The 24,318-nt window shown below is 52.0% G+C and carries 28 protein-coding genes, 1 tRNA gene and 1 pseudogene; 6 read left to right on the forward strand and 24 right to left on the reverse strand.

Features of this window, described 5'->3' with window-relative positions; genetic code table 11:
* Positions 1-28: 28 nt before the first annotated feature.
* Positions 29-940, reverse strand: coding sequence for a LysR family transcriptional regulator (locus tag OGY09_RS04395; RefSeq protein WP_003831675.1), 912 nt, complete (start codon positions 938-940; stop codon positions 29-31).
* 108 nt (positions 941-1,048) lie between these two features.
* Between OGY09_RS04395 and OGY09_RS04400 the strand changes: the two genes are divergently transcribed.
* From OGY09_RS04400 to OGY09_RS04410, 3 genes are all read left to right on the forward strand, one after another.
* Entirely contained in the window at positions 1,049-1,909 is an 861-nt protein-coding gene (locus tag OGY09_RS04400) for a pirin family protein (protein ID WP_008784250.1), read from the forward strand.
* Positions 1,910-1,925: 16 nt separating this feature from the next.
* Positions 1,926-2,603 (forward strand): isochorismatase family protein, encoded by a 678-nt coding sequence (locus OGY09_RS04405; protein ID WP_003831673.1) that lies wholly within the window; start codon positions 1,926-1,928, stop codon positions 2,601-2,603.
* A gap of 149 nt (positions 2,604-2,752) precedes the next feature.
* Positions 2,753-2,840, forward strand: a tRNA-Ser gene (locus tag OGY09_RS04410).
* 151 nt (positions 2,841-2,991) lie between these two features.
* Here OGY09_RS04410 and rlmC read toward each other — a convergent pair.
* From rlmC to OGY09_RS04460, 10 genes are all read right to left on the reverse strand, one after another.
* Entirely contained in the window at positions 2,992-4,119 is a 1,128-nt protein-coding gene (gene rlmC / locus OGY09_RS04415) for a 23S rRNA (uracil(747)-C(5))-methyltransferase RlmC (protein WP_032942821.1), read from the reverse strand.
* 41 nt (positions 4,120-4,160) lie between these two features.
* Positions 4,161-4,649, reverse strand: a complete 489-nt coding sequence (locus OGY09_RS04420) for a YbjO family protein (protein WP_003035378.1) — start codon at positions 4,647-4,649, stop codon at positions 4,161-4,163.
* A 59-nt stretch (positions 4,650-4,708) separates the two neighbouring features.
* Positions 4,709-5,554, reverse strand: a complete 846-nt coding sequence (gene potI / locus OGY09_RS04425; RefSeq protein ID WP_008784246.1) for a putrescine ABC transporter permease PotI — start codon at positions 5,552-5,554, stop codon at positions 4,709-4,711.
* A complete protein-coding gene (gene potH, locus OGY09_RS04430; RefSeq protein ID WP_003831667.1) occupies positions 5,551-6,504 on the reverse strand; it encodes a putrescine ABC transporter permease PotH in 954 nt (317 codons plus the stop codon). The genes potI and potH overlap by 4 nt, the downstream gene beginning before the upstream one ends.
* Before the next feature lie 9 nt (positions 6,505-6,513).
* Complete coding sequence (gene potG, locus OGY09_RS04435; RefSeq protein ID WP_008784245.1) at positions 6,514-7,647, reverse strand: putrescine ABC transporter ATP-binding subunit PotG; 1,134 nt, start codon at positions 7,645-7,647, stop codon at positions 6,514-6,516.
* Between the two features lie 138 nt (positions 7,648-7,785).
* Positions 7,786-8,898, reverse strand: a complete 1,113-nt coding sequence (gene potF / locus OGY09_RS04440; RefSeq protein WP_032942819.1) for a spermidine/putrescine ABC transporter substrate-binding protein PotF — start codon at positions 8,896-8,898, stop codon at positions 7,786-7,788.
* A 433-nt stretch (positions 8,899-9,331) separates the two neighbouring features.
* Positions 9,332-9,808 carry a type III secretion system chaperone family protein gene (locus tag OGY09_RS04445; RefSeq protein ID WP_032942817.1) on the reverse strand — a complete coding sequence of 159 codons (477 nt, stop codon included), beginning with the start codon at positions 9,806-9,808 and terminating at the stop codon, positions 9,332-9,334.
* Between the two features lie 90 nt (positions 9,809-9,898).
* Entirely contained in the window at positions 9,899-10,801 is a 903-nt protein-coding gene (gene rimK / locus OGY09_RS04450) for a 30S ribosomal protein S6--L-glutamate ligase (RefSeq protein ID WP_032942816.1), read from the reverse strand.
* Positions 10,802-10,860: 59 nt separating this feature from the next.
* The gene (nfsA, locus tag OGY09_RS04455) at positions 10,861-11,583 is read right to left on the reverse strand and encodes a nitroreductase NfsA (protein WP_008784243.1); all 723 of its coding nucleotides are present in this window, start codon (positions 11,581-11,583) and stop codon (positions 10,861-10,863) included.
* Positions 11,567-11,857, reverse strand: a complete 291-nt coding sequence (locus OGY09_RS04460; RefSeq protein WP_032942814.1) for a DUF1418 family protein — start codon at positions 11,855-11,857, stop codon at positions 11,567-11,569. Before OGY09_RS04460 ends, nfsA begins: the two co-directional genes overlap by 17 nt.
* A 172-nt stretch (positions 11,858-12,029) precedes the next feature.
* Between OGY09_RS04460 and OGY09_RS04465 the strand changes: the two genes are divergently transcribed.
* Positions 12,030-12,293, forward strand: coding sequence for a GrxA family glutaredoxin (locus tag OGY09_RS04465; protein WP_003035358.1), 264 nt, complete (start codon positions 12,030-12,032; stop codon positions 12,291-12,293).
* A gap of 34 nt (positions 12,294-12,327) precedes the next feature.
* Here OGY09_RS04465 and OGY09_RS04470 read toward each other — a convergent pair whose 3' ends face one another.
* Positions 12,328-12,708 (reverse strand): inner membrane protein YbjM, encoded by a 381-nt coding sequence (locus tag OGY09_RS04470; protein WP_003035356.1) that lies wholly within the window; start codon positions 12,706-12,708, stop codon positions 12,328-12,330.
* Positions 12,709-12,977: 269 nt separating this feature from the next.
* Here OGY09_RS04470 and OGY09_RS04475 point away from each other — a divergent pair, with 269 nt between their 5' ends.
* Positions 12,978-14,663, forward strand: coding sequence for an aspartate:alanine antiporter (locus OGY09_RS04475; RefSeq protein ID WP_003831652.1), 1,686 nt, complete (start codon positions 12,978-12,980; stop codon positions 14,661-14,663).
* Positions 14,664-14,898: 235 nt separating this feature from the next.
* On the opposite strand, the gene OGY09_RS04480 is transcribed toward OGY09_RS04475, so the two are convergent.
* The 10 genes from OGY09_RS04480 to OGY09_RS04525 all read right to left on the reverse strand — a co-directional run bounded on the left by OGY09_RS04480 (position 14,899) and on the right by OGY09_RS04525 (position 22,702).
* Complete coding sequence (locus OGY09_RS04480; RefSeq protein WP_150344849.1) at positions 14,899-15,246, reverse strand: hypothetical protein; 348 nt, start codon at positions 15,244-15,246, stop codon at positions 14,899-14,901.
* A 27-nt stretch (positions 15,247-15,273) separates the two neighbouring features.
* Positions 15,274-15,489, reverse strand: a complete 216-nt coding sequence (locus OGY09_RS04485; protein ID WP_058842448.1) for an ogr/Delta-like zinc finger family protein — start codon at positions 15,487-15,489, stop codon at positions 15,274-15,276.
* Between the two features lie 67 nt (positions 15,490-15,556).
* The gene (locus tag OGY09_RS04490) at positions 15,557-16,657 is read right to left on the reverse strand and encodes a phage late control D family protein (RefSeq protein WP_150344848.1); all 1,101 of its coding nucleotides are present in this window, start codon (positions 16,655-16,657) and stop codon (positions 15,557-15,559) included.
* A complete protein-coding gene (locus tag OGY09_RS04495) occupies positions 16,654-17,139 on the reverse strand; it encodes a phage tail protein (protein ID WP_000980407.1) in 486 nt (161 codons plus the stop codon). The genes OGY09_RS04490 and OGY09_RS04495 overlap by 4 nt, the downstream gene beginning before the upstream one ends.
* A complete protein-coding gene (locus OGY09_RS04500) occupies positions 17,136-19,880 on the reverse strand; it encodes a phage tail tape measure protein (protein WP_150344847.1) in 2,745 nt (914 codons plus the stop codon). The genes OGY09_RS04495 and OGY09_RS04500 overlap by 4 nt, the downstream gene beginning before the upstream one ends.
* Entirely contained in the window at positions 19,873-19,992 is a 120-nt protein-coding gene (locus OGY09_RS04505) for a GpE family phage tail protein (protein ID WP_000763315.1), read from the reverse strand. Before OGY09_RS04505 ends, OGY09_RS04500 begins: the two co-directional genes overlap by 8 nt.
* A gap of 14 nt (positions 19,993-20,006) precedes the next feature.
* On the reverse strand, positions 20,007-20,309 hold the full coding sequence (locus OGY09_RS04510) for a phage tail assembly protein (protein WP_032266118.1): 303 nt from the start codon (positions 20,307-20,309) through the stop codon (positions 20,007-20,009).
* A gap of 54 nt (positions 20,310-20,363) precedes the next feature.
* The gene (locus OGY09_RS04515) at positions 20,364-20,879 is read right to left on the reverse strand and encodes a phage major tail tube protein (RefSeq protein ID WP_032266119.1); all 516 of its coding nucleotides are present in this window, start codon (positions 20,877-20,879) and stop codon (positions 20,364-20,366) included.
* 9 nt (positions 20,880-20,888) lie between these two features.
* The gene (locus tag OGY09_RS04520) at positions 20,889-22,061 is read right to left on the reverse strand and encodes a phage tail sheath protein (RefSeq protein ID WP_045334072.1); all 1,173 of its coding nucleotides are present in this window, start codon (positions 22,059-22,061) and stop codon (positions 20,889-20,891) included.
* Positions 22,062-22,144: 83 nt separating this feature from the next.
* On the reverse strand, positions 22,145-22,702 hold the full coding sequence (locus OGY09_RS04525) for a recombinase family protein (RefSeq protein ID WP_053264365.1): 558 nt from the start codon (positions 22,700-22,702) through the stop codon (positions 22,145-22,147).
* 102 nt (positions 22,703-22,804) lie between these two features.
* On the opposite strand from OGY09_RS04525, the gene OGY09_RS04530 reads away from it, so the two are divergent.
* Positions 22,805-23,266 carry a phage tail protein gene (locus OGY09_RS04530; RefSeq protein ID WP_079893914.1) on the forward strand — a complete coding sequence of 154 codons (462 nt, stop codon included), beginning with the start codon at positions 22,805-22,807 and terminating at the stop codon, positions 23,264-23,266.
* A 53-nt stretch (positions 23,267-23,319) separates the two neighbouring features.
* Here the strand turns inward: OGY09_RS04530 and OGY09_RS04535 are convergent, their stop codons facing one another.
* Entirely contained in the window at positions 23,320-23,925 is a 606-nt protein-coding gene (locus OGY09_RS04535) for a tail fiber assembly protein (RefSeq protein ID WP_079893915.1), read from the reverse strand.
* Between the two features lie 72 nt (positions 23,926-23,997).
* Positions 23,998-24,318 (reverse strand): annotated as a pseudogene (locus tag OGY09_RS04540) (phage tail protein); the annotation flags it as partial.

Here is a 24,318-nt window from a genome sequence, read left to right on the forward strand (position 1 = left end):
GCCTTTTTTGTGGGCCAAGGTCAGGTATTTAATCCTCAATCATCCGCGCATATTCTTCCGTTAAGAAATCCACTAATGTGCGTACTGACGGCAATAATCCCCTGCGTGATGGAAAGACTGCGTGAATTATTTCTCGCTTCGGTTCCCAGCCGTCGAGCAATGCCACCAGTTCACCCGCAGCTACTTGATCTTTTACCATCAGCTGTGGAAGTTGAACTACCCCCACACCGGCAACTGCGGCTTCACGTAACGCCAGCATATCGGTGGTGATCATACGTGGCGTGAAATGCACCTCCGCACGTGCGCCCTGCGGCCCGAATAACTCCCAACGATGCACATGTTTACCCGTCGCCAGACTCAGGCCAGGCCAACGCGTCAGCTCCGCCGGAGAATGTAGCGTTCCCATTTGCTCGATTAACTGCGGGCTGGCATACAAACGATGTCCCCTGTCCGCCAGCACACGCATCACCAGGTCGCTATCCTCAAATGGTCGGGGCCTGACGCGAATCGCCACGTCCAAACCCTCTCCAACAACGTCCACGCGGCGGTTAGTGGCCTCCAGTTGCACTGATACGTCAGGATAACGCGCCATAAAACGGGCAAGCATTGGCCCGATATGCACATGCAGCAGCGTGACCGGACACGTCAACTTCACCACGCCACGCGGTTCAACCTGTAACGCGGCAATCGCATCCTGCGCTGCCTGCGCTTCCACCAGCATCGCCTTACAGTGTTCGTAAAAGGTTTGCCCAACTTCCGTCACGTTAAACTGGCGGGTGGTTCGCTGAATCAGTCGAACTCCCAGCGTCTCTTCCAGTTGCGCTATCCGTCGGCTTAGTTTTGATTTCGGTTCATCAAGCGCCCGACCCGCCGCCGCGAATCCCCCTTCCTCTACAACATGTACAAACCATGCAAAATCATTGAGATCCGGCTTTGTCATTTTATTGTCCTATTAATGAGACAGTGAGGGCTATTTTAGCTACTACTCAGCTCGCTGTCATGAATATAAGCTTATTTACATCAAGATTACGCCACAGAGGAGACACATATGAAACAAGTAACAGGCGTCTACACCGCACCTCGCCCACACTGGGTTGGCGATGGATTTCCGGTTCGCTCGATGTTTTCTTACCAGTCTCATGCTGAACAGCTAAGTCCGTTCCTGCTGCTGGATTACGCCGGTCCACATACGTTTACGCCGGGTAACGAAAAACGCGGCGTAGGTGAACACCCTCACCGTGGTTTTGAGACGGTGACCATCGTTTACAGCGGCGAAGTTGAACACCGTGATTCAACCGGTCGCGGCGGCATTATCGGCCCCGGGGACGTGCAGTGGATGACCGCAGGAGCAGGAATATTACACGAAGAGTTCCATTCACCTGAATTTACCCGTCAGGGTGGCGAACTGGAAATGGTACAGCTGTGGGTCAATCTGCCAGCAAAAGACAAAATGGCCGTTCCGGGTTACCAGGGCATCAGCAGCGATGTGATCCCCACTGTCGCCCTGCCTGATGAAGCAGGGAGCGTTCGTGTGATTGCGGGCAGCTATCAGGATACAAAAGGCCCGGCACATACCTTCTCGCCGCTGAACGTCTGGGATATGCGTGTGCAACGTAATCATCAGCTCACGTTGTCCCAGCCGGAAGGATGGAGCACTGCCCTGGTGGTATTGAAAGGGAATATCACCGTAAACGGCACTACGTCTGCCAGCGAAGCGCAACTGGTGGTGCTGAGCCAGCAGGGGAAAACGCTGCATATTGAAGCCTCCAGCGACGCCAGCGTGCTGCTGCTTTCTGGAGAACCGTTGAACGAGCCGATTGTAGGTTACGGTCCATTTGTAATGAACACGAAACAAGAAATCGCTGAAGCCGTACGCGATTTTAACTCCGGCCGCTTTGGCCAAATCTGAATCGAAGGAGAAGAATATGTCCAGTCCTGCAAACTTTAATGGTTCACGTCCGGTCATCGATGTGAATGATTCCGTCATGCTGCTTATCGATCATCAGAGCGGGCTGTTCCAGACCGTCGGCGACATGCCAATGCCAGAACTGCGTGCGCGCGCCGCCGCGCTGGCTAAAATGGCGACTCTGGCGAAGATGCCGGTGATTACCACGGCATCCGTGCCGCAGGGACCTAACGGCCCGCTGATCCCTGAGATCCACGCCAATGCGCCGCATGCCCAATACGTGGCGCGTAAAGGCGAAATCAACGCCTGGGATAACGAAGACTTCGTGAAAGCGGTCAAAGCAACGGGTCGTAAAACGCTGATTATCGCCGGTACAATTACCAGCGTGTGCATGGCTTTCCCGGCTATCAGCGCGGTTGCGGAAGGCTATAAGGTCTTCGCAGTGATCGACGCTTCCGGTACTTACAGCAAAATGGCGCAGGAAATCACCCTGGCTCGTGTTGTTCAGGCTGGCGTCGTGCCGATGGATACCGCCGCAGTCGCTTCTGAAATTCAGGGCACTTGGAACCGTGAAGACGCCGCCGAATGGGCGGAAGTGTATACCAAAGTCTTCCCGGCTTATCAGTTGCTGATCGAAAGCTACAGCAAAGCTCAGGAAGTCGTGACCAGCGGCGAAAAACTGGACTCTCAGCGCTAATCCTTTCCTCCGCGCCTGCCTGGGCGGAGGAATATGTATATTGCGTAACCAAACGAGAGTTAACACGTAAATTCTGCTTGACCGTTTTAGCGCAACTCCCTATAGTAGCGCCCCGTTGCCCCCCAAGCGGTCAGGCAGCAATACAATATGGTGAGGTGTCCGAGTGGCTGAAGGAGCACGCCTGGAAAGTGTGTATACGGCAACGTATCCGGGGTTCGAATCCCCGCCTCACCGCCATATTTTAAGAAGAGCTCGTACGAAAGTACGGGCTTTTTTTTTCGCATGTTGCATTTGCCGGATGCGGCGCAAGCGCCTTATCCGGCCTACATTGCTACAGCCCTGAATATCTCCGTAGGCCTGATAAGCGAAGCGCCATCAGGCATGGCAGTTATTGTCGGCTGAGCAGCGTTAGCACTTCATAATGCGCAGTGTGTGGGAACATATCGAAAAGCTGGACGCGTTCAATGCGATACCCAGGCAACTCACGAATATCCTTCGCCATGGTTTGCGCATTACAGCTGGAATAAACGATATAACGCGGTGCCATGCGGGAGAGAAAATCGCACAGCGGCTTTCCAATCCCCCGACGCGGCGGATTCACCAGCACCAGGTCAGGTACTTCGCCCTGAGCGGTAGCAAACTGGGTTGAATCCAGCGCCTGAAAATGCAGATTCTGCAACCCAAGCTCCTGCGCTGACTGCTTCGCGCAGGTAATCGCTTCTGGCGCGATTTCAATCCCCGTCAGTTTCATTTGCGGTGTAGCACAGTGCAGACCAAAACCCCCGACGCCGCAAAACAGATCCCACATGTGATTAACCGGAAGCTGACGCACCCAGTCACGCGCCGTGGCATATAATTGCCCCGCTACCACCGGATTGGTCTGGAAGAAACTCTGCGGGCGGATCCACAACGGCACATCGTTAAAGCGTTCCGCCAGCGCCTGTTGTTCCGTCAGGAAGATTTCTGTCTCCCCTTCCATGATCGCCATATGCACCGGCTGAATATTGGCAGTGATCACTTTTAACTGTGGGAGTTGTGCCTGCAACCAGGGTAGCGCCGCGCGCAGCTGTGCCAGTTTTGCGTCAGAACGCAGGACAAAACGCAGCATCATACCGCCATCGAATCTGCTTTCCGTTAACAGCAGATATTTCAGCTCCCCGCGTTTGCGCGCCACGTTATAGGGCGTCAGCCCCGCCCGAGCGATAAACGGCTTAAGCGCGGCAAATACGGGCGCAAAAGACTCAGGATAGAGCGGACAGTCGCACAAATCCTCAGGCGTACCGTCACGATGCAGCATTCCCAGAAGCGGTTTTTCCACGCTGCCGCTGACTACCATTTTGGCTTTATTACGAAACGCGCTTTCCGGACCACTGACCGGCGCGCACCATTCTCCGACCGGATACTCGGCCAGCAGATTCTGCAGATCGGCTGTTTTTTCGAAGAGTTGATCGGCGACAGGCTGTGTTATCCACTGACAGGAGCGGCAGCGTTCGGCGTCATATAGTGCGCACTGCATACAAAGACCTACAAATTAACCGGGGGCCAAGATTATACACGTTATTGCAAACGGAAGAACCGCCTGCTGGACGCAGGAACAAACAGCAGCAGCAATACCAGCATATCCGGCAGTTTTTGCATTACCAGAGTATGCAGGATTTCGCGTCTGGACTCCCCCGCAATACTGAACAGTTCGGGATATCCGTAGCCCAGCGAAGCCGCCCACAGATAGACGCTGGCGATAATCTGGGTCAACAGATAGATCCAGCGTGCCCAGTTCCGTCCTTTTACCAGCGAAAATGCGCAGTAAATTTCGATAAATAGCAGCACCAGACTGCCCAGAAACACCAGCGTCAAATTCCAGGTCTGCACACTGCGATGAATAAACTCACTGGTTCCACGAAACCCAAGCGTATTAAAAATCATCAACAGATCGAGACAGCGGATCATGATAATAGCCAGCGCCGCCACCTGCACCAAAGCAGGGACGTTTAAGCGAGCATGTGATGTGGATGATTTCTTAAAAAATCCCAACGCGTCGTCTTCCATGAAAACGGCGCAACCACCACAGCTGCGCCGTATAGACAGGTTGGCAGATTTTAGTTTTTTCAGCCGCGTCTTGCACGTTGGATATCGCGGATCCGTTGTTTTTCTGTTCGCGCCATCAGATACCACGCGATAAATCCGATAATTCCTACCACACCAAGGATCAGTGTCGCCAGGGCGTTGATCTCCGGGTTTACCCCCATACGTACGCTGGAGAACACCAGCATCGGTAACGTTGTGGCGCCAGGACCAGAAACAAAGCTGGCAATAACCAGATCATCGAGTGACAGCGTGAAGGCTAATAACCAACCGGAAATCACCGCCGGCATAATCATCGGCAGGGTGATGACGAAAAAGACCTTCAGCGGCGTGGCGCCGAGATCCATCGCCGCTTCCTCAATGGAGTGATCCAGTTCGCGCAAGCGTGAAGAAATCACCACCGCCACATATGCTGTACAGAAAGTGACGTGCGCCAGCCAGATGGTCAGCATGCCGCGATCCGCCGGCCAGCCGATGGCGTGAGCCAACGCAACAAATAGCAGTAGCAGCGACAAACCGGTAATAACATCCGGCATGACCAGCGGCGCGGTAATCATAAAGGCGAAACCATTCGAACCACGAAAACGACCAAAGCGCACCATTACCACGGCGGCGATGGTACCGAGAATTGCCGCCATCGTTGCAGCTCCCGCGGCAATCGTTAAGCTCATGCCGACGGCGCTTATCATCGCGCTATCGTGGAAAAGCTCGCCATACCAACGTGTTGACCACCCCGCCCATACCGTCACCAGCTTCGAGCTGTTAAACGAATAGATAACCAGCATTAGCATCGGCGCATACAGGAAGGTAAAGCCCACTACCAGGATAAAAATACGCCACGGCGAGCGAACGACCGGTAAGTTATTCATCCGTGTTCCCCCACGCTTTTTTGCTGATATTTGTGGAACCACATGATCGGCACAATCAGTAGCAGCAGCATAATAATGGCGACAGCAGAAGCCACCGGCCAGTCGCGGTTATTAAAAAACTCCTGCCACAGCACGCGACCAATCATGATGCTATCTGGGCCGCCCAACAGTTCCGGGATCACAAACTCGCCAACAGCGGGAATAAACACCAGCATTGACCCGGCGATAATGCCGCCCTTGGTCAACGGCACAATCACGCTAAAGAAGGTCTTCAGCGGCCGGGCACCTAAATCCAGCGCCGCTTCCACCAGCGAGTAATCGATACGGGTCAGCGCGGTATAAATCGGCAGCACCATAAAGGGCAAATAGGCGTAAACAATACCGATGTAGACCGCCAGATTGGTGTGCAAAATCGTCAACGGTTGGTCGATGACGCCCAACCACATCAGGAAGTTGTTCAGCACGCCGTTGTTTTTTAGGATCCCCATCCAGGCATATACGCGAATTAAAAACGAGGTCCAGGACGGCAGGATCACCAGCAACAGCAGAATATTACGCGTTGAGGGTTTACTGTGCGCAACGGCCCATGCCAGCGGGTATCCCAGCAGCAGGCAACAGATTGTCGAAATTCCCGCCACCTGTAACGATTGCAGGTAGGCATCGAAATAGAGCGGATCGTCCGTTAACTGCAGGAAGTTGGCTAAGTTGAGCGTGATGGATAGCTGATCGTCAGCCCATGAAACGAGGTCCGTATAGGGAGGAATAGCGCGCGCCATTTCAGCCAAACTGATTTTGAAGACGATCAGAAAAGGCAGCAGGAACAGGAGCAATAGCCACACATACGGCAGCGCGATCACCAGCTTGCGCCCGTGCTTCATTTGCAGCCGCGACATAAACAGCGTGAATCGCCCTGCTTTATCCACGCGTGCCGGAGGTTCAAGTGTACTCATCTTCGCTCCTTAAACCGTCAACACCACACAGCTGTCCGCATCCCAACATAAACGGACTTCGTCACCCCAGGTTGGTAATCCCTTGCGATAACGATGCTCATTTTGTAGCTGGGCGCTCAACATCTGGCCGCTTTTCAAACGTACGTGGTACACCGACAAATCGCCCAAATAGGCAATGTGTACCACTTCGCCTACCGCGAAGTTATAACCCTCTGGCGGAGGGGCTTCGCAGAGCATGATTTTCTCCGGGCGCAGCGCAACGTATACCGGGACGTTATCGACAATAGACGCATCGGCGTCCACTTTCAGCGGATGCACCAGTCCAGGAGACTCAATCACCAGACCATCTTCCTGGCGTTCTTTTAGCAGTCCCTCAAAAACGTTTACCGAACCGATAAACTCTGCGCTGTAGCGCGTAGTCGGGTGTTCGTAGATCTCTTCCGGCTCGCCGATCTGGACAAATTTGCCACGGTTCATGATCGCAATACGTCCCGCCATCGTCATGGCTTCTTCCTGATCGTGTGTCACCATCACGCAGGTCACCCCGACGCGTTCGAGGATATCCACCACTTCCAGTTGCATGCGGTCTCGGAGTTTTTTATCCAGCGCTCCCATCGGCTCATCCAGCAGCAGCAGTTTTGGACGTTTTGCCAAGCTGCGCGCCAGTGCCACACGCTGACGCTGACCGCCGGAAAGCTGGTGCGGTTTGCGTTTGGCGAACTCCTGCATATGCACGAGTCCCAGCATCTCATTCACCCGACTGGCGATTTCAGCCTTCGGCAGCTTGTCCTGCTTGAGGCCAAAGGCAATGTTCTGCTCCACCGTCATGTGCGGAAACAGAGCATAGGACTGAAACATCATATTAATCGGACGCAGATAAGGCGGGACATGCGCTAAATCGACGCCATCAAGCATGATTTGCCCGGTGGTCGGCAGTTCAAATCCCGCCAGCATCCGTAGCAGAGTCGATTTGCCACAGCCGGACGCGCCGAGCAGAGCAAATATTTCACCTTTGTAGATAGTAAGATTGACGTCATCAACGGCGTGCTGACCGTCAAATGACTTGGTCAGATTGCGAATTTCAAGTAGCGGGGTCAGCGCTTTGCGGATTTTCGCTTGTGGGCGTGGGGTTGCATCATTCACTCAGGTGCTCTCCGGCATAAAACAAAGAAACGGTGCAAATAACGCACCATAACGGTGCGTATTGCCGGGTTATATGTGTCCGGGCTCAACGCTGCCCGGCAGGCAAAAATCCTGCCGGGTCATGTCCCAAACATCGGTTTATTTCCCGCTTTTTACCTTCGTCCATGCGCGGGTACGTACACGATCGATCTTCGGATCCTGTACTTTCAGTGTGAACAGCTTGGCGCGAACATCCGCAGGCGGGTAAATGCCCGGGTTGTCACGAACTTCCTGGCTGACCAGTGCTGTCGCTTCTTTGTTGGCATTGGCATAGAACACGTGGTCAGAAATATGCGCAATCACATCAGGGCGCAGCAGGTAATTGAGGAACTGATAGGCTTCATCTTTGTTTTTCGCATCGGCAGGCATCGCGAATACGTCAAAGAACGCCATTGCACCTTCTTTAGGAATTGAGAAGGAGATATTGACACCATTTTTCGCTTCTTTCGCACGGTTTGCCGCTTGCCATACGTCCCCTGCCCAGCCAATCGCGACGCAGGTATCACCGTTTGCCAGGTCGTTAATATATTGCGAGGAGTGGAAGTAGCGAATATTTGGGCGCAGCTTCAACAGCAGATCGGTTGCTGGCCCGGTGTAATCATCCGCTTTGGTACTGTTTGGGTCTTTACCCAAATAGTTCAGCACCGTGGCAAACACCTCTTCGGGCGCATCGAGGAAAGAGACGCCGCAGCTTTTGAGTTTTTCCAGATTTTCTGGCTTGAGGATCAAATCCCAGCTATCAACCGGCGCATCCGGCCCAAGCACCGCTTTGACTTTATCCACGTTATAGCCAATACCGGTCGTAGCCCACATATACGGCATCGCGAACTTGTTGTCCGGATCGTGTTTACCCACCAACTTCAGCAGTTCAGGATCAAAATTTTTCCAGCCCGGCAATTTGCTCTTATCAAGCGGCTGGAATACGCCCGCAGTCAGTTGACGCTCAAGAAAGCTGGCAGAAGGAACGACAAGGTCAAAGCCGGTACTGCCAGCCATGAGCTTACCTTCCAGTACTTCATTGGAATCAAATACGTCATAGATAACTTTAATTCCGGTCTCTTTTTCAAAATTAGCCACCGTGTCCGGGGCAATATAATCAGACCAGTTATATATATGCAGCGTTTTTTGTTCAGCAGCGAGCGTGCCGGCAGAGACGGCCATCAGAGCACCCGCAACCAGGCCTGATAACCATTTTTTATTTAAGGCGGTCATAATCTCTTTCCTTCTGAAAGTTCGTTAACAAACGAACAAAAATGTCACACTCTAATGATATGCAAGAAACGTGCATATTCTTTCATGCGGCACCGATGAAAAGAGAGACCTCTCCTCATGCCGCTGTTGCTCGCTGGCATCCGCCTATGCATTCAACACACATTGTGGCCACAGGACAGGTCACAAGGGGCTGTTTAAATGATGACGTTGGTAAGCTTCGCAAGAATAACTTTAGCCAGGAATTGTGGATATAGCCCAGATTAAAAAACGTCTTTTATCAATTTTTTATGCAGGAATTGTCTATGACATAAAGCGGAAGGCGCTGAATCGAGGTGAATAATTCTTTAATGAAAGGTTAAATACAGAATAAAAACAGGCAATACGCAACCGCTCTGGCAGCGGCTGCGCAATATATGTCCAGATTCAGGAAGAATTAATGGAGGAAATGAATTTCAGCGGTACTGTTTTGCGCATCTTCTTCAGCATTAAATAACAGCTGATGCGCTCCGGCTTCGAGGATCACCATCGATATTTGCTCTTCGCTCTGGCGAACAAAACATTTAAACTGCTCAAAGGTTACGCCCGGCGTAACGGATAAAGACTGGCAAACCACCAGCTTTGGCAGATTATCATCCTGCATATCCAGAAACGCTTTCACCGTCAGTGAACTGGCATTGATCGCAGACAGATCGGCGGCCAGTGGCAGCAATGCAGAAGGTCTGACTTCCGCCATCGCAGAAAACAGAATGACGTTATCGACCAAATCAACTTTTGCATCAAAGATGCCGTCAAAATTCTGCATGTGTGGCAAGTGCAGCGCCTGACAGGTATCGCATTCAAAAAAACTCATGCCCAGGTCGTCGAGCCATTGACGCAACGTATCCAGAGTGGGAACGACCAGTGATGTCATAATAATGTGCGACCTCTATTGATGAAAAAAATACCGGCACAGCTTACGCAAAAAGAGCGTGTCATACCACGATCGCAATCGATATTGCGCTTAGCCGCCGATTTTAAGACAAAATTCAGGAGTAGCATGGCGCTCGATCCACTGGATCATTTTCGCGGCAATGTCTATTCCGGTGGTTTTCTCCACGCCTTCCAGCCCCGGAGACGCGTTGACCTCCATGACCAGTGGCCCTCGATCAGCGCGCAGAATATCAACGCCTGCAACGTCCAGGCCCATCGTCCGGGCGGCTTTGAGCGCAATTTCTCTTTCGCGCGGCGTGATACTCGCAATAGTCGCCACACCACCGCGATGGAGATTAGAACGAAAATCGCCCTCTTTAGCCCGTCGTTCAATGGCGGCCACTACTTCATCGCCCACCACGAAACAGCGGATATCGCGACCCTTCGCTTCTTTGATATATTCCTGAACCAGGATATGGGCATTCACCCCGCGAAACGCATCTACCACGCTTTCTGCAGCCTGCCGCGTTTCCGCCAGCACCACGCCAATCCCCTGGGTGCCTTCAACCAGTTTCACCACCAACGGCGCACCGCCAACCATGTCAATCATGTCGCTGGTATCGTCCGGAGAGTGAGCAATTCCTGTGATGGGTAAATCAATTCCCTGACGCGCCAGCAGCTGTAGCGAACGCAGCTTATCGCGCGCTCGCGTAATCGCTACCGATTCATTCAACGGATAGCTACCCAGCATCTCAAACTGGCGCAGCGCCGCCGTCCCATAAAAGGTAATCGCGGAACCAATCCGCGGGATCACCGCGTCGAAATGGGGAAGCTGACGGCCCTTGTAATGAATAGAAGATGCCGCCGGGCTGATGTTCATATAGCAAGAAAGGGGATCGATAACTTCAACCTGGTGACCGCGTTGCATCGCCGCTTCACGCAGGCGTTTACAAGAATAGAGCGTTCCGTCCCGGGACAAAATGGCAATTTTCACCCTGCACCTCTCTGAATGACCTGGTAAAAGCTGGCGTATCATACACTGGGTTAAAATCTTTAGCGCGTGGCCCATCCCTGTTTATGCAAATATTCCAGGATAAAGGGGCGACTTTCTTTAATGATGGTACGGCGAATATGATCGCTCCAGGTGTCGCGGCGGGTATTGCTGCCTCGGGTCAGATAGTACTGCGCGAGCTGCTCATCATATTGCGCCAACACATCACTGTTGAGTGGCTGGTATTGGTTTTCATGCACCACAAGCGACGCGGGCAGCCGCGGCTTGATATCCGGGTTATCTGCAGGCCAGCCGAGGCACAATCCAAAGAGCGGCAGAACATGTTGCGGAAGCTTCAGCAGTTCGGTGACCGGCTCAATATTGTTACGCAAACCGCCAATAAACACGCCGCCAAGTCCCAGCGACTCTGCCGCCGTCAATGCATTTTGCGCCATCATTGCAGTATCAACCACGCCCAGCAGCAGCTGTTCCGCCAGCCCAAGTTGCGCGTCAGGGCAAATCTGCAAATGACGGTTAAAATCAGCGCAAAACACCCAGAACTCAGCGGCCTGAGCCACATGCTTTTGGCCGCCAGATAAGGTAGCCAGTGATTCACGCAGGGATTTATCCGTTATGCGAACGATCGTCGTGCACTGTAGAAAACTGGAGCTTGACGTTCCCTGAGCGGCGGCAATAATCGCCTCACGCTGTGCATCCGAAATGGCATCATCAGTAAAATGGCGAATGGAACGGTGGCTGCGAAGTAAATCAATGGTTGGAGTCATCTCTTTTGTCTCTGTCTGAATCAGTTGAATCACCGGGTGCGCGAGACATCAGTTGCGGTGTCAGCAATTGAGCAACACGCCACATCAACGCCACCGCAGCAGGGAGCATCAGCAGTACGCCCAGAAATATCATCACCACGCAGGCTAACGGGCTGTTAAGCGGTGCGGGCAAGGTGAGGTAATCGTTAAGCGATAGCAGCGCCAGCGATAACAAAACCATCCCAATTATTTCCAGCATCAATACGCTTTTGGGTAATACACCAATTGTGCGCATACGCGGCCTCCCGGCGAAATGGCTTCCATTATAAAACGTTCCGGCTTGCCGTGTTTAACAGATATAGCTTGAGGATATCAAAGCAACAGGCTGAACCTGCTTTCCATCCGTCACAAATCGCGGCATCATAACCAGTATTGCCATCCGGCCTGATAAGTTCGAGGAGAAAGAGATGTTTGCCGTTATTTTTGGTCGCCCAGGGTGCCCGTATTGCGTGCGCGCAAAAGAATTAGCAGAAAAATTAAGCAGTGAGCATGACGATTTTAACTTCCGCTACATTGATATCCATGCTGAAGGAATTACCAAAGCAGATCTGGAAAAGACGGTAGGTAAGCCAGTTGAAACCGTTCCGCAGATTTTTGTCGATCAAAAACACATCGGCGGCTGCACGGATTTTGAAGCTTGGGCAAAAGAGAACATGAATCTGTTCGCCTGATAGCGGTTTCTACGCCCTCACCTTGAGGGCGTCATCAGTTCTTTTTCCGCCGTTGATGCTGATTGAATAAGCTACTGATAAATAAAAAACATAATGCGCCAAGTGCGCACCAAAACACCGCACTAAACAACCACGCCAGCTCTTGCCACAATGAACGCGTCGGCATAAAAACGAACCGCATCAGTAACAGGCAGCACGGCGCCGCCAACATTGCACCAAGCAGGGGTTTGAGCACTTCCCGACGATGGGAAAAAAAGCTTGCTGCAGCACCAGGTAAGATAAAAAACAACAATCCGACCTCAGGATGCCCTGCCGCTCTGAATGCCCCTTTCACGTTCAGCGTTAATGAAAGACACACCACAATAAAGAGCACAAAGCAGCAGACCGCACTCGCCCAACTTTGCTTATGTTTCAATCGTTCCTCCTGACACATTCTCTATCGAACACTCTTTTCGCCCGCAGGCGTCCAGTCAGATAAAGTAACTCGGCATTCCATGCCAAAAACACACCCACACGATTCTTATAGCCGTTGATACGTAATGAGATTAAACTAACCGCATATATTGTTATGCTGCATTATTCGGGGCTGTGTACGATGCTATCGCCCCTTAATTTCTGGCAAAAACATTAGCGTAAATTGCCATTTCTTTCAATAGCTTACTAGTAAACAAGAAGTTAGTCTCCGTGAATATAAACGTCGCAGATTTGTTAAATGGGAATTACATCCTGTTATTATTTGTGGTCCTGGCTCTGGGCCTGTGTCTGGGCAAATTACGTCTGGGTTCAGTCCAACTCGGTAATTCCATTGGCGTTTTAGTGGTCTCCCTATTATTAGGTCAGCAGCACTTTAGTATTAACACCGATGCATTAAATCTCGGCTTTATGCTGTTTATTTTTTGCGTCGGCGTCGAAGCCGGTCCCAACTTTTTTTCGATTTTTTTTCGCGATGGGAAAAATTATCTAATGCTTGCCCTGGTGATGGTCGGTAGCGCAATGCTGATCGCGCTGGGGCTGGGTAAGCTATTTGGCTGGGATATCGGCCTGACGGCGGGTATGCTGGCTGGCTCGATGACCTCAACGCCGGTGCTGGTCGGCGCGGGTGATACCTTGCGCCATTCAGGAATGACAGGGACACAACTTTCAAGCGCTCTCGATAACCTGAGCCTGGGTTACGCCCTCACCTATTTGATTGGTCTGGTCAGCCTGATTGTTGGTGCGCGCTATTTGCCGAAACTCCAGCATCAGGATCTGCAAACCAGCGCCCAACAAATCGCGCGTGAACGAGGTCTGGACACCGACGCCAATCGTAAAGTGTACCTCCCGGTGATCCGCGCCTATCGCGTTGGCCCTGAACTGGTGGCATGGGCCGATGGTAAAAATCTGCGCGAACTCGGTATTTATCGCCAGACCGGTTGTTACATTGAACGCATCCGTCGCAACGGCATTCTGGCCAACCCGGATGGTGATGCAGTGTTGCAAATGGGCGATGAGATAGCCCTGGTGGGTTATCCAGACGCCCATGCTCGCCTCGATCCCAGCTTCCGTAACGGTAAAGAGGTGTTCGATCGCGATCTGCTCGATATGCGCATCGTCACTGAAGAAATTGTGGTGAAAAACCACAATGCCGTTGGTCGTCGCCTGGCCCAGTTGAAACTGACCGACCACGGTTGTTTCCTGAACCGCGTGATCCGCAGCCAGATTGAAATGCCTATTGATGACAACGTCGTACTCAATAAAGGTGATGTGTTGCAGGTCAGCGGTGATGCTCGTCGCGTGAAAACCATTGCCGATCGTATCGGCTTCATTTCAATTCACAGTCAGGTGACCGATCTGCTGGCCTTCTGCGCCTTCTTTATCATCGGTCTGATGATCGGGATGATCACCTTCCAGTTCAGTAATTTCAGCTTCGGCATCGGGAATGCGGCTGGACTGCTGTTCGCTGGGATCATGCTGGGCTTCCTGCGAGCCAACCACCCCACATTTGGCTATATCCCACAGGGTGCGCTGAATATGGTGAAAGAGTTTGGCCTGATGGTATTCATGGCTGGCGTCGGTTTAAGCGCAGGCAGCGGCATTGGTAATGGCCTGGGTGCCGTCGGCGGTCAAATGTTGATTGCCGGTCTGGTAGTCAGCCTGGTTCCGGTTGTCATCTGTTTCTTGTTTGGTGCTTACGTATTGCGCATGAACCGTGCCCTGCTGTTTGGTGCCATGATGGGCGCACGTACCTGTGCTCCGGCAATGGAAATCATCAGCGACACCGCACGCAGCAACATCCCTGCGTTAGGCTATGCCGGGACCTACGCGATTGCTAACGTTCTGCTGACATTAGCGGGGACACTCATCGTCATTGTCTGGCCTGGCCTTGGTTAGCGCTGAAATTATCCCTTAATTGAAAAATTTTTGCAGGTAAGCAGAACTTTTCTTCAAGGCGTCAGTCATAACTATTGCCACTGCTTTTCTTTGATGTCCCCAATTTGTGGAGCCCATCAACCCCGCCGTTTTGGTTCAAGGTTGATGGGTTTTTTGTTGCCTGAAATTCGTAAGCTTTATAATTAGTAAGTTAGAGCGTTGCTTAGGTGTTAGTGGCGACAAAATGGCGGCAGTGCTACGACAACCAAGGCAGTTCCAACCCAGAAGGTCCGTAGATATAACCACCACTAATCCAAAACTTACCGCCATGCTTGGGGCCATAGATGTAGTTTCCGCTTATCCAATACTTCCCTGAATTTCTTGGCCCATAGATGTACCCACCTGAAATCCAGAAGCGACCGGACTCCTTCGGCCCGTAAATGTAGTTATTGCTTATCCAATATTTACCAGAACTCATAGCTTCTCCATACTTGCACACCTCGGCGTTACAGATGCTTGAAAAAGTAGCATGCTTAGACGATCCGAAATGGTTTACAGCTAACAAATCGACACTCATCCACTTTGCACATTGCTCATCAGCCATAAAAAACCCGCCAAAGGCGGGTCGGGTTCAGTAAGCAAATTGTTCCTGCATACCTTTTGGATGAGGCGGTGCTGCGCTGATTTTTTGAGGACGGCATACTGAGCGCACAAAAGTCTCATGCGTCACGAAAGTATGCCCGCACTCGATGTTAGTGCACTGGTTGTAGCGTTCTTTGGTTTCATTGGAAACCTGGAAGCTGCTTCGGGTATGTGCAGCCTGCCCGCACATAGGACAATTCATCATAATAATCAGCCCTCATTATTAACCAGTTCGCAATAATGATACATCAATGTTCGCAATTTGGAACTAATCATTCCATCGCGAACTCATCTATTTTCACTTCAAGCTCCATGCTGGTCGTCAATCCATTATCCGGGCTGACAGAATGCGTCAGGGTGGTAATGGTCCATTCTGCATCATCGATCGGCTGCTTAAACCCTGTAACCTTCACCGGCATTTCCGTATAGAGATCAGCCCGCCCCTCAGCGAGCTGCAGGGAAAATGAAGCAACCCCACGTTGCAGACGTTCCCACTGCATTTTTGCTGCGCGCTCTGCATTGCTCCGGTTGGCGTAGGTACGATTAAGAACCAGCACGTTTTCATCCGTTCCCACCAGATAATCGCCCTGTTTTGCTTCCGGCTCTTTGGGTGTGGTGGTTTTCTTTCGACGACGCTTAACACTGGTTGTCTCTTTTTTCCTGGGTTCACGCGTATGCAACCAGCTGGCAATAACACCGGTATAGGCACCACGATCAGCAAGGGTGAACCGATGACCGTCACCGGCTTTGCGCGTGATGGTGATAACCGGCAGCGGCTTGCCGCTCGCCGTTCTTCCCTGTCCCTGCCGGATAAACAGCAGATACCCGTCCTTAACGGAAGCAATCGCCCCATACTGTCTCGCCAGTTTCATCAGAAAACTTGCATCGCTTTCATTGGTCTGGTCCAGATGATCCAGCGCCTTATCCGTCAGGTCTTTACCCAGCGCCATTTTGAGGTTATGCCGGGCGGCTATTTCCTTTACCACCTCCCCCACCGTTGTCTGATGCCATGATTTTTCGCGCCGTGTATTGAGGGTTTCACGGAAATCTGCGCTACGCGCCCGGATGGTCAGCCGGTCAGGGGCACCGCTGTGTTCAATTTCATCCACAGTAAAAGCCCCTTTAGGGAAAAGCGGCTGGCCTTTCCAGCCCAGCGCCAGCTGAATCACTGCCCCACGTCGCGGCAGGGCGATCAGCCCGTCGGCGTCGTCCAGCTCCAGATCAAGCTGGTCCGCTTCAAAGCCCCGGTTATCCGTCAGCGTCAGATTCATCAGGCGGGTATCCAGCACGGTCGTCACGTCCTTACCTTCAATGACGATACTGAAAGCCGGGCTTTTGCTGTTCAGATTCAGAAGATCAGAATTAACGTTCACTGCAGCAATCCTCCTACCGTGTTCTTAATCCCCCCAATCGCAGAGGCAGCAGAGTCCTGCAGGTTGCTGAGCTGGTCACTCAGGCTCCCGAACATGTCAGACAGCGATTCATCAACCCGTTTGAGGGTGATCGTAAACTCAATGCGCCTGGGCATTCCGCTTGCAAAAAACTCCGTCTTTGTCTGGCTCAGACTTTCAATAACAAACATGCCGTAAATGGTTCCGCTGCCTTCAATCAAAGGCCACGCTTTGCCCTGCTCTGCCATCAACTCCAGCGCCAGCAATGACAGCCTGCCTCCGGTCACTTCCGGCAGCAGAACCCCGGACAGTGTCAGTGAATCATTATCGGGGCCAAGAAACTGCGTTGACGGGCGGCGGTTCACCCGGCTGTTGGCGGCATGTCGCCAGCTGCGCTGATACTGCAACTCCTGATAAGGGACAGTGCGCAACATAAATACATATAAACCCAGCACCATCATCATGATTCATACCCCCCCTGATCGCTGAAATTGCTGCGTGCTTTTGCCCTGGCCCTGCGTTCCCGCTCGTCAAGCTGACGTGCCACTTCACGGGCAATATCCTGCGCACTCTGCCCTGGCTGAGCATAGATAGTGATCGGCGCGTGAGTCTCAAAGTGCATCACTGGCGGCGCACTGGCAGATTTCGCAGGCTGGCTTTGTTTATATGCCACAGTAGGCAGACTGTAAGGATGTAGTGGAGCAGCCTCTGCAGGCGCTGCCGCTACGCCCATGACACCTGCAACGACGGAAGCCAGCGCGGCAGTGCGCCGCCTGCTGGTCACATTTGCGGGGCCGTTCACAATTTCAGGGCCGTTCTCCCCAACAATACCAAACTGACCGCGCGGAATAATCCCACCACTGTCATACATCCCGGCAAACGGAACGGCAGCAGCTGCTGCTCCACCAACCACCTGCACCTGTGCTTTACCTTGTGTTTTATTATTTCCGGTCATCCAGTCAGGCAGATAATCGGTGACTGAGGAAAGCTTGCTTTTGAGTGTCTCCCATTTGGCATTAACTCCATCGAGAATGCTGTCAATAATGGCGCTGCCCATGTCCTGAAACTTCGCAGGAAGCGCGGCAACATCAGCCAGGATCGAATTCCATTTATCACTAATAGATTGTCTGATATTGGCCCACGCGTCAGAAACGCCAGATTTTATTGCATCCCAATTTTTAGCTATTAATCCCGGCAAGGTATAATTAAAGAACAGTGACTTAATCCCCTCCCATGCCGTACCTGTGGCATTACATACGGCATCCCACATGGCCTTGAACTTTGGCCCAAGAGTGTCCCAATTCTGCCAGATATAAATAGCACCAGCGGCGATCAGCCCTATGACAGCCAGTATAGGGTTTGCAAACATCAATCGGCCCAGCCATATAACTGACTTGCCAACAGAACTTATTGCTTTCCCAATAAGACCAAATGCAGATGAAAATTTTAGCCCCATCACCCCTGCGCTCATTCGCACTACTGCCATTGGCCCTAACACAGACGCCAGTGCCAGTGAAACAACCCCAGCGGCGGTGGCAACAATGGCAAAGCCTGCTGCCAGCTTAAACAGCGCAGAGGTCAATTGAGGGTGTCGTTTAACAAAACCATCCAGACGCGAAGCCAGTTCACCCAACCAGTCAGCCAGCTTCTTCAATGCAGGGGCAACTGTTTCACCGATACTAGCCATAGCATTGGTAAAGGAACCTGTAGCGGCTTCCCATTTATTACCAAGAGTATTCAAGGAGGCATCAACACGCTCGCGCAGAGAAGCCTGATTTTGTAGCTTTGAAGCCGTTTCACGATACCCTGAGATGCCTTTGGTAATCATAATATTTAGCACCTGCAGCGTTTCCGCATCATCCCCAAAAATACCTTTTAACGTAGCTAACCTTTTCTCAGTATTAAGCTTTTGGAGTTGAGCTAATTGCGTGTACATTTTCTCCAGCCCGCCAAACTCCCCCTTTCCATCAGTAAAATCGAACCTAACGCCAGTGCCTTTTAGTTCATCATTAGCATCCTTCACTTTTTCCGTATTCATGACGGACTGAAATACTTTTCGGTAGGCATTACCAGCTGACTCTCCAGCCATACCAGCCTGATCAGCCATAACTAATAGAGGAGCAAATGTCTTAGCCGCGTCCAATCCCTTTTTATGAATAATATCCATCGCGCTGCTGATTTTTGAGAACCCCTGCAGCATATTTCCTGAATCTACCCCCGCGTAGAATCCTTTCTGGATCACGTCCATCAGATTCATCATGTCTTTTTCGGAGGTCTGAGTAGCATCTTGTAACTTAGCCGCAAACTCAGCTGCTGCAGTGGGAGCCATCTGTAACTGCACGCCAAGATAAGCTGCTGACTCTCCCAAGCCGCCCAGGATGACCTGCGCCGACATACCCTGACGGCGTAGCATAGTCATCATGTTCTGAAAGTCGGCCGTTGTTCCCGGCAGCTTATCGCCCAAAGCAACTGCAAGCCGGTTAATTTTTTCAAATTCAGGCGCTACCTTTCCGCCCGGTCCCATCATTGAGCCGGCGAGCTGATTCGCTGCATTTTCTGATTCTGAATAGGCTTTTACTGGAGCCAACAACGTCATGCCAGTAGTTACCCCAGCCGCCATCGCCCCTGCACCATTACCTGCCAGAGAGTTCCTTAACTCGCGGGTCTTTTCAGCCTTGGCTTTGATGGCGTTGAGCTTTCGCTGACGCTCGCCAACTTCACGCAGCCTGCGCTCCTGCTCAGCCAACTGTCGGTTATACCGCTCAGTTTCTCGTGCAATCCGTGCCGTCTCACGCGCTCCGCCCCCAGCAGATAACCCCAGCCGATAAAGCTCAGCCCTGGCTGCCGCCATCTGGCGAGTTTCCTGTTGCTGTTTTTGTTCAAGACGTGAAACAGCACGCCACTGAGCTTCCAGCGCCTGCGTTTGTTTTTTTGTCGGGGATTCCAAAGATGACATTTCGCGCGTCATCATTTGAGCGCGTAGCCTCGCCTGATCCAGTTCGGCACCAGTACGGCTAACACTTTTAGTTAGTTGATCGAAAGATTTAAGCTGACCTCCAGCATCACTCAGCTTTTTAATCTGATCGCGGGTTTGTCGAATAGCTGATGCCAGCTCCTTAGAGCCAGCATGTGCATTTTTAAATGGGCGGGTTAACTTATCCACCGCCCCCAGAACTACCTGCAGTCGCAAGTTATTATCACTCATCGCTGGCCCCGCTTCTCTGAATTGCCTTATGCCGCCACTCCAGCACATCAGTCAGCGGCATAACGTCAGTGATGGACGGCGACCAGTGAAAGATGGTGGCAATATCTGCCACCAGATCATCAACCGTCAGGTTGTCGGCAAATCGACAAGCACCGACTTCGGCAACAAAAAAGTCACCACCTCTACAGCCATTGCTGTCAGATCGGCGGGGTCCAGCTCTGCCATTTCCTGCGCGGTCAGCGTCGGAGTGGAGATTCGCGGGATCACAGTCATCATCGCGCCCACGTCCATATCCATAATGGCCTGCAGACGGGTGCCACGCAGTGCGCCGGACTGCGGCTTGCGCAGCACAATTTCGGTAATTTCAGTTTTACCGCGCATGATGGGGGTATCCAGTTTTACGGTCTTTTCAGTCAGCTTGTCGCTCATGTTCGTATCCTGTTAATGAAATACTGGCGCGGCTGCCCGCGCCGTTAAGGTTAATCAGAGGCCGAGGGCATTACGGTGTTCTTCCATCAGATCCACGCCGTCAACGATTTCAACCATGTTGACCAGATCGACCTCATAGAGCACCTCACCGTTAATGGTCAGCTTCGCGTAGCTGTTAGTACTGCTGACCTTGGTGGCGCTACTCTCGCCGGTTTTCCACTCGCCGGAATCCACTTCTTTATGACGCCCGCGCACAACCAGCTCAACGGCCTGCACTTCGCCAGTATCGTCACGCTGAATAGAGCCGGTGAAACGCAGCTGGATGCCGTCAACGGTTGCCTTGCCCATCTGCTTGAATAACAGCAGTTCGGTGCCGCCGATTGAAAATTCCGTGTCCAGTGCGCCGTCATCCAGCCCCATGTCCACATCCACCGCGCCCGGCATACCGCCGCCGCGATACTTCTCAAACTTGCGGGTGAATTTCGGCAGGGTCAGAGACTCGACAATCCCCTGCCAGTTGTTCCCGTCGTTGAACAGGTTCAGGTGTTTTAACTTACGTGGTAAAGCCATGGTGTCCCCTTACGCGCTGACCTGGCTGGAGAAATCCAGCAGGTACTGATCGGTGATGCGCTGGCGCAGCATCAGGTTTTCAAGCGGCGGCACCGGCGTGTAGTCGTAGTCGATAGTGAGTTTCCCTGCTTTCAGGGAGTCTTTATCGTTCACCGACTCATCCAGCCAGCAGTCTGCACCGATGATGTAGCCCTGCGTTTTAAGGCTGCGCAGCTTGGCGCGGATACCTTCGATAATGTCACGGGCCAGCGATGGGTTGAGCACGCCATCCACCGCCCACATGTGCGCTTCAGCGATGGTGTCAGCCAGCACCTGCGCCGTGCGGGTGTAGTTCTCAAAGGCAAACAGCGGATCGTCACTGAGGCAGCGGGAACCCCAGAAGCGGAAGCCGTCTTTGCGGATAAGCGTGGTGACGTCATTCTGGTTGAGCAGTCCCGCATCGGTTGCCGGGTCCTGCAAATCCCAGAACACATCAGCGGAAATGCCGGTGACACCGTTCACGCCCACGTTGGACAGGGTCTTGTGCCAGCCGGTCTGCTCGTCAATTTTGGCTCGCAGGCCGAGCGCACGGGCGGAGGCGTAAGCTGTCGCGTCTGCATTCAGCACAGTGTCAAAGTTGATAAAGTCAGGCCAGATCAGCATCCCCTCGCGCTGGCTGAAATTGTCACGGTAGGCAATTGCTTCTTCTACCGTTTTGCAGCCGTAGGCGGACAGATAGGCAAACCCGCGCAGACTCTGCGCCACGCTCAGCAACTCAGTGGCAACTGCCTGCGTGTCGTGTCCCGGCACACCGAGAATGCGCGGCTTGACACCGAGCTGCGACTGCGCCGATAGCAGCGCTTTCATGCCCGTTTTTTTACCGTCAGCAGTCACACCGCCGATAATGTTGGAGGTGGTTTCCGCTTCGGTTTCGCCCTGCGCCACGCGCACAACGACGGTCACGGGTTTAGCCTGGTCTGCAATCGCATCCAGCGAACGGGCCAGCGTGCCGGACTCTCCCGCTTTGCCGCTGGCGGTCAGCACATCGGTCAGCAGAACCGGCTTGTTGAGGGGAAACATAGACGCATCAGCATCATCGCCGGTGCAGACCATGCCCACGATGGCGGTGCTCACCGTGGTAATGGATCGGGTGCCCTCGTTGATTTCAACAACGCGCACCCCGTGGTGGTAATCCTGAGCCATAGCGGCGAACCTCCTGATTGGAATAGGCTTCGCCCTATGTTGTATTGATTACGTCACGCAGACAGCTGTGCGGCGTTGTCCTGTTAATCACACAATGTCGCAGGATATTTGCGGTATAACGTCGAGATCCCCACATCAAAAATTAAAGCAACCCGCTGCCGTGTTTCACCTGCAGCAAGTAACCTGCCAGCCTGTGCCCATTGCTCTGGCGTCAGTTTTGGTCTTCGCCCTCCAATCCTGCCTTTAGCTCTTGCAGCTTCCAGTCCCGCACGGGTTCGTTCCACTATCAACTCGCGTTCCATCTCCGCCAGTGCCCCCATAACGTGAAAGAAAAACCGCCCCATTGGCGTACTGGTGTCTATGCTGTCAGTCAGACTGCGGAAATTAACTCCGCGCTGCCGGAGTTCTTCTATCAGGGTAACAAGGTGTCGCATGCTTCTTCCCAGCCTGTCGAGCTTCCATACAACCAGCGTGTCTCCCTCTGATAACGTCCTGAGCAACCTTTTTAGCCCTGGCCTGTCTGCTGTTTTTCCGCTCATTTTGTCTTCAAAAATTAGCTCACATCCTGAGCGTTCCAGTGCATCACGTTGCAAAGCAGTGTTCTGGTCATTTGTTGACACCCTCACATAGCCTATTTGCATGAAAAATAACCTCTTAAAAGGTAAACAGCATGCCATGATTTTCAGATGCTGGAATCATTTGCTACGTAACTGATTCAATACTGGCTTTGGCTAAATGTTGGTTTGGGAGAAGGCTCCGCGCTACCGGTGGGCGTACCGGTTCCGTGGCCTCTCCCGAACCCACCGCAGGGATGGCTAAAATATAACGGCGCACCCTTCGATAAAAATACATTTCCGAAATTAGGTGCAGTTTATCCGGCTGGCGTATTACCTGATTTACGCGGTGAGTTTATTCGCGGCTGGGATGATGGGCGGGGAGTGGATGCAGGGAGAATCATATTAGCTCAGCAGGGTGATGCTATTAGAAATATTACAGGTTTCGTGAGTGGTTCTTCTGGCGTTTCGTTTGATAGTTTTTCTGGTGCTTTTTACGATTCGGGGGTAAGAAGCGGCAGAAGGCCTGAGAGTACGACTATTGTTGATATGAATGATGATTTTGCTTTTGATGCTTCCCGGGTAGTGCCAACTGCAAATGAAAATCGCCCGCGAAATCTTGCATTCAATTACATAGTTCGTGCAGCTTAAATGAAAAGCCGTCTTAATGTGGTCAGTCCATAATGACGGCTTAATCATCTTTATCAAATTGAGGGCGGCTCAGGTAGTATCGCAGTTGGAAAATCTGAGGGTTTAATGGCATTCAGCGCATCAATATAATCAAGCCACAGGTTAAACTTGCTTGTTTCTGTTTCGCTCATTCGATTGAGTTGTAACTTTGAAGGCCAGTTATTTTTATTAATGACCGCATTAGCCTCATCAATCAGCGCCTGAATTTTCATTTCAAATGCCTGAACGTCAGCAACTCTTTTTGCATCGATGTCCGTTATCCACTCAGTACCATTCCAGACATCAAATTCAGTTTCTGGCGCAATTGTGGTGGTATTTTCTGGAAGCTCTCCTAAAAACCGAACAGTGATTTTCTCCCCTGTATCAGTTTTATAAACTTCTGCTTCACGGTGATCTTCAACATACTCCCAGCCGTTCAGATCTTCATTACGACAAATAGCAAAGCCAGCCTTGAATTTGCCGGGTTTATCAGTACAGGAATGGGCAGGCACGCCCACGCCTTCTGCAAGATATTCAACGGTTGATGACAGGTACTCACGGGTGATGGCATCATAGTTATAAACAGTGATTTCACCTGCCGATGATGCGATCCCATATGTATTCAAAATAGCTTCACTCATTCTCTTATCCTTCGTGCTGGGGCAAGATTCTACTATACTGAGCGTCCTCACTTATTCTTGATATTGATGTTGTTACATAGCCCTCACAATGTAATTAAATGACAGGTTACGTGGGCGGTTTTCATTTGCAGTTGGAACCATCAAGGAAGCATCAAAAAAAAGCGAAGCAAATCTATCGTCTGTCGCTCCAATAGCAACATCTACTTGAGCGGCATACGATCCAAACTCACCGTCAGTGCGGAAAGCACCTGTTGCCCCTGCATTAAAAAGCCTTGCTGATGTAGCTGCATTTCGTCCCTGAACCCCACCAGTGATATTTCTAATAGCATCACCCTGCTGAGCTAATATGATTCTCCCTGCATCCACTCCCCGCCCATCATCCCAGCCGCGAAT

The sequence above is a fragment of the Citrobacter sp. Cpo071 genome (genome assembly GCF_030332765.1).
In the GTDB taxonomy this organism is placed as follows: domain Bacteria; phylum Pseudomonadota; class Gammaproteobacteria; order Enterobacterales; family Enterobacteriaceae; genus Citrobacter; species Citrobacter portucalensis.

Coding starts and splice junctions, on each gene's coding strand:
- OGY09_RS04395 (WP_003831675.1), bottom strand. CDS start 940: ATGACAAAGCCGGATCTCAATGATTTTGCATGGTTTGTACATGTTGTA.
- OGY09_RS04400 (WP_008784250.1), top strand. CDS start 1,049: ATGAAACAAGTAACAGGCGTCTACACCGCACCTCGCCCACACTGGGTT.
- OGY09_RS04405 (WP_003831673.1), top strand. CDS start 1,926: ATGTCCAGTCCTGCAAACTTTAATGGTTCACGTCCGGTCATCGATGTG.
- rlmC (WP_032942821.1), bottom strand. CDS start 4,119: ATGCAGTGCGCACTATATGACGCCGAACGCTGCCGCTCCTGTCAGTGG.
- OGY09_RS04420 (WP_003035378.1), bottom strand. CDS start 4,649: ATGGAAGACGACGCGTTGGGATTTTTTAAGAAATCATCCACATCACAT.
- potI (WP_008784246.1), bottom strand. CDS start 5,554: ATGAATAACTTACCGGTCGTTCGCTCGCCGTGGCGTATTTTTATCCTG.
- potH (WP_003831667.1), bottom strand. CDS start 6,504: ATGAGTACACTTGAACCTCCGGCACGCGTGGATAAAGCAGGGCGATTC.
- potF (WP_032942819.1), bottom strand. CDS start 8,898: ATGACCGCCTTAAATAAAAAATGGTTATCAGGCCTGGTTGCGGGTGCT.
- OGY09_RS04445 (WP_032942817.1), bottom strand. CDS start 9,808: ATGACATCACTGGTCGTTCCCACTCTGGATACGTTGCGTCAATGGCTC.
- nfsA (WP_008784243.1), bottom strand. CDS start 11,583: ATGACTCCAACCATTGATTTACTTCGCAGCCACCGTTCCATTCGCCAT.
- OGY09_RS04460 (WP_032942814.1), bottom strand. CDS start 11,857: ATGCGCACAATTGGTGTATTACCCAAAAGCGTATTGATGCTGGAAATA.
- OGY09_RS04465 (WP_003035358.1), top strand. CDS start 12,030: ATGTTTGCCGTTATTTTTGGTCGCCCAGGGTGCCCGTATTGCGTGCGC.
- OGY09_RS04480 (WP_150344849.1), bottom strand. CDS start 15,246: ATGGCTGATGAGCAATGTGCAAAGTGGATGAGTGTCGATTTGTTAGCT.
- OGY09_RS04485 (WP_058842448.1), bottom strand. CDS start 15,489: ATGATGAATTGTCCTATGTGCGGGCAGGCTGCACATACCCGAAGCAGC.
- OGY09_RS04495 (WP_000980407.1), bottom strand. CDS start 17,139: ATGATGATGGTGCTGGGTTTATATGTATTTATGTTGCGCACTGTCCCT.
- OGY09_RS04500 (WP_150344847.1), bottom strand. CDS start 19,880: ATGAGTGATAATAACTTGCGACTGCAGGTAGTTCTGGGGGCGGTGGAT.
- OGY09_RS04510 (WP_032266118.1), bottom strand. CDS start 20,309: ATGAGCGACAAGCTGACTGAAAAGACCGTAAAACTGGATACCCCCATC.
- OGY09_RS04515 (WP_032266119.1), bottom strand. CDS start 20,879: ATGGCTTTACCACGTAAGTTAAAACACCTGAACCTGTTCAACGACGGG.
- OGY09_RS04520 (WP_045334072.1), bottom strand. CDS start 22,061: ATGGCTCAGGATTACCACCACGGGGTGCGCGTTGTTGAAATCAACGAG.
- OGY09_RS04525 (WP_053264365.1), bottom strand. CDS start 22,702: ATGCAAATAGGCTATGTGAGGGTGTCAACAAATGACCAGAACACTGCT.
- OGY09_RS04535 (WP_079893915.1), bottom strand. CDS start 23,925: ATGAGTGAAGCTATTTTGAATACATATGGGATCGCATCATCGGCAGGT.